Raw genomic sequence first — 4,189 nt, forward strand, 5'->3', positions numbered from 1 at the left:
TGCGCGGAAAATACACGCTCATCGGCGAAGGCGCCCGGGGCTCCCTGGCAAAACAGCTGATTGAAAAGTACCAGTTGGACAAGGACAGCGACGTCCCCAAATTCGGTATCGGCATCAAGGAACTCTGGCAGATCGACCCGGAAAAACACAAACTGGGGCTCGTTCAGCACTCTTTCGGCTGGCCACTGGACGGCAAGACCGGTGGCGGCTCGTTCCTCTACCATCTTGAGGACAATCAGGTGGCCGTCGGTTTCGTGGTTCATCTCAATTACGAGAATCCGTGGCTGTCCCCGTTTGATGAATTCCAACGTTTCAAGACCCATCCGGCCATCCGCGAAACCTTTGAAGGCGGCAAGCGGATTTCCTATGGCGCACGTGCGATCACCGAAGGCGGTTACCAGTCCGTGCCAAAGATGTCCTTCCCGGGCGGTCTGTTGATGGGCTGCTCTGCCGGACTGGTGAACGTGCCGCGCATCAAAGGCTCTCACAACGCCATGCTGTCCGGCATGATGGCAGCTGAAGAAGTCATGGAAGCGATCGGACGGGGCGAAGCCCACACTGAACTAACCAATTTCGATACGGCCTGGCGTGACAGCCCGATTGGCGATGACCTCAAGAAAGTCCGCAACGCCAAGCCGCTCTGGTCCAAATTCGGCACCTGGCTGGGCATCAGCCTGGGAGGTCTGGACATGTGGACCAATGAACTCTTCGGCTTCTCCTTCTTCGGCACGATGAAGCACGGTAAACGGGATTCTGAAACCCTGAAACCTGCGAAAGACTGCAAGAAGATCGATTATCCGAAGCCCGATGGTGTGGTCTCTTTTGACAAGCTGTCGTCTGTCTTCCTTTCCAACACCAACCACGAAGAAGACCAGCCGATCCATCTGAAGGTGAAAGACGAGCAGCTGCAGAAAACATCCGAACACGATGTATTTGCAGGTCCGTCCAACCGCTATTGCCCGGCCGGTGTCTATGAATGGGTTGAAGAAGGTGAGGATGCACCGCGTTTCCAGATCAACTCGCAGAACTGCGTTCACTGCAAGACCTGCGATATCAAGGATCCGAACAGCAACATCACCTGGACGGTACCGGAAGGCGCAGGCGGACCGAACTACCCGAACATGTAATAACCTACGCCATTCTTAACGCCACAAAGACAAAACAGCCTCACTTTTCACCAGTGTGGCTGCTTTTTCGTGAGGCCCGGTGCGGTCGAACAACGAGCCGCCGAATGTGTCCGGTGATCACCCCATCTGCCTCAAGCAACACGATGTCTTTCAGTGTGACTTGATGCCTTCGTGTGCGTCATATCCCGACACCTACGCCCCATTGACCTTCAAGCTGAAAAAAAGTGCAGCACCGAAAAGGAAACCTTCTCGGTGCTGCTGTCTTGCGGCCGATGGGTCATATCAGGCAAGCAATTGGAGCCAGCCCGTTGCGGTTATCAGCAGCGCACGACGGTCGGCAGACATTCACACATCTGCAAACCTGTGCGATGCAGTCCGCACCACAAGAAAGTTGCCGCTAAAACCAAGCGGGCATTTATATGGGGTCGGTGGTCGCGATGGAGCCGACGTGCACTTTATTTCCAGATTTTTGCCTGGCTTGTTGGAGGCAGTGGTCTTCAAAAATCAATTAACCATGTCCTCACATTCGGCGGACATACAGTGACGTTACGATAAGGTCAACCCAATATTGCCGATGATAAAACTTTATTATGGCTCCAGAAAACGCGCTTATAGAATGCTGGAAATGCGTCATCCGGCATGCAACCTGTCACCGGCCAATAGAGCGCTTCACATGGCTTCGGCATGTGTTTGCGGCATGTCGCGCTCTTGCCCCTGTTAGAAATCGCAAAGAATTCACACTATATTACAGCCCTCTAACAGAATTTTACCGCCCCAACCTCACTTATAAAATTTTTTTATACACCAATAGAAAAAGTATATAATTCACGCAATTCTTTGATAGATAAGGTTTTCTCGCCCCTAATCACCTGCCACTGCAACCAATACTGGTCACACCTCGCAAACAAATTTGCCAACGAACATCATAAATATCTGATTTTAATAAACTTTTCCCTTATCCACACACGCCGTTATTGGATCACAATTATGTTTGCGCGGCAAAGAGAGTTAATCTACGTTTACTTCTGACGGGGCTAATTTGATTGGAATGCGGCAGATATTTGGCGCAACCTGCAAATTTGACATGGGCGAACCGTGTTTCCCCGGAAAAGTAGCAGATCGAACCGCATACTGCGGTTGGAAGCCTTGTGGGGAAGGAGAATGCAAATTCATTGACGGAACGCGGCGGTTTCGGAAATGGCTTTGCGGATCTGACAATAATCTTCAGAGCGGCCTTCCACTCTGAACCCATCGACCACAAGGTTTGCACCGGGAAGGCCACTTCCCGGTGCTTTTTTTCGTCCAAATTACCCGGCGAAGCGAGACCTAAGCTGCACTTTTGCGGTTATTCGGCCGGCGACGGCGTTGCTGCTTTGCCTGAGAGCGATTGTCATTGTCACCAGAAGACGACCGTTTGCGGAAAGGCTTCTTGTTGCCTCCCGGTTTGCCGTTCCGGTTGCCTCCACCGCGCTTGGTGCGTCCGGCAGCCGCCGAAAGCGGTGGAACTTCGCCACTGGCCACGGCAATCTCGATACCGATAAGTTTTTCAATCTGCCGAAACAGGCCGATTTCCTCCGGTGCGCACAGGGCAACGGCCTCACCTTCCGCTCCGGCCCGTGCCGTACGGCCGATCCGGTGCACATAGGCTTCGGCAACCTCTGGCAGCTCGAAGTTATAAACGTGGCTGACGCCGGGAATATCAATGCCGCGCGCAGCCACATCAGTTGCCACCAACACGTTGATCCTGCCTTCACGCAAGTCGCGGATTGCCTTGTCGCGCTGGTTCTGACTCTTGTTGCCGTGAATGGATCCTGCTGCAACGCCGTTTTGCGCCAGTTTCCGCATGAGCCGTTCCGCACCGTGTTTGGTCCGGCAGAACACAAGAGACATGCCGTCCGGCTTGGACTGCAGCTGCGCTAGCAGAAAGTCACCCTTCGTCTTTTGATCCATGTAGTGAACAGACTGGGTAACCTTGTCAGCCGTTCGTCCCGCCGGCGCCACTTCCACGCGTTCCGGGTCTTTCAGATAAGACTGCGCCAACTCATTGATCTGCTTTGGCATGGTTGCCGAGAACAGCAGCGTTTGACGATCCTGCCTTACCAGACCGGCAATCCGCCGCAGAGCGTGGATAAATCCAAGGTCAAGCATCTGGTCGGCTTCGTCCAGAACAAGGTGGGTGGCGGTGCCGAGATCGACGGCTTTCCGGTCGACCAGGTCGAGCAAACGGCCCGGCGTCGCAACAAGAATGTCCGTCCCCCTGGTCAGACGCTTGATCTGGCCGTTGATCGAGACACCACCAACAACAGAGGTCACTCGCAAGGGGGTATTCTTCAGAAAGGAAATCAGGTTCTTGGCGATCTGGTTTACCAACTCGCGAGTCGGTGCCAGGATCAGCGCCCGCGTGCCTTTTGGCTGCGGTCTCACGTTTTCATCAAGCAGGCGGTCGATCAGCGGCAAACCGAATGCGGCGGTCTTGCCGGTTCCGGTTTGAGCCAGGCCCATCAGGTCGCGGCCATCCAGAATAAGCGGTATTGATTTGAGCTGGATCGGCGTTGGCGCATCGTAACCATTTTCGGAAACTGCGCTCAAAAGTCCTTCAGAAAGTCCCAGGCTTTGAAAGTCGGTCAAAATAAATTCCTTGGGTTCGAGCGTCGCAAAACGCTCGGGTACCGCACTGGCCATCCAATGCAGTTTGATTTTGGTTTGCGGCAGCCTGTTCGAATTCAGCAGGCTCTTTGCCGCCAGACCCTTGCGTGACATGGGAACTGGTTGAACCTCTCATTAGGTTCAAGTTCTTTGCAATCGGTACGCAGCCACACAGGAACGGTTTATCGTTTCTTCCCGGGCGCTCAGTCTGCTCACGCGGCAGAGATTGCAGGCGCTATATCGTAGGGTGGAGATGAAATGTCAAGCGACACTGCCTGAATTCATTAAATGCCTTCGGCGGGTTCGGGGATCATTTCTGTGGCAACAGCCGGATCAACTGACCATCATCGCTGTCGGTCAGAACATAAACAAAACCATCCGGACCTTGCCGAACGTCGCGAATGCGTTCTCCCAGG

3 protein-coding genes are annotated in these 4,189 nt (G+C 53.8%); 1 reads left to right on the top strand and 2 read right to left on the bottom strand.

Going from position 1 to position 4,189, the window contains the following annotated elements; translation table 11 throughout:
* A partial coding sequence (locus tag K5905_RS28870; protein WP_297590902.1) for an electron transfer flavoprotein-ubiquinone oxidoreductase occupies positions 1-1,127 on the top strand: 1,127 nt, incomplete at its 5' end.
* A 1,326-nt stretch (positions 1,128-2,453) separates the two neighbouring features.
* On the opposite strand, the gene K5905_RS28875 is transcribed toward K5905_RS28870, so the two are convergent.
* Together K5905_RS28875 and K5905_RS28880 are read right to left on the bottom strand one after the other, a co-directional pair.
* On the bottom strand, positions 2,454-3,755 hold the full coding sequence (locus K5905_RS28875; RefSeq protein WP_297590904.1) for a DEAD/DEAH box helicase: 1,302 nt from the start codon (positions 3,753-3,755) through the stop codon (positions 2,454-2,456).
* 328 nt (positions 3,756-4,083) lie between these two features.
* Positions 4,084-4,189 (bottom strand): PQQ-dependent sugar dehydrogenase (locus K5905_RS28880; RefSeq protein WP_297590906.1); only part of this gene is annotated, 106 nt, incomplete at its 5' end.

This window comes from Roseibium sp. (assembly GCF_025698965.1).
GTDB lineage: Bacteria > Pseudomonadota > Alphaproteobacteria > Rhizobiales > Stappiaceae > Roseibium.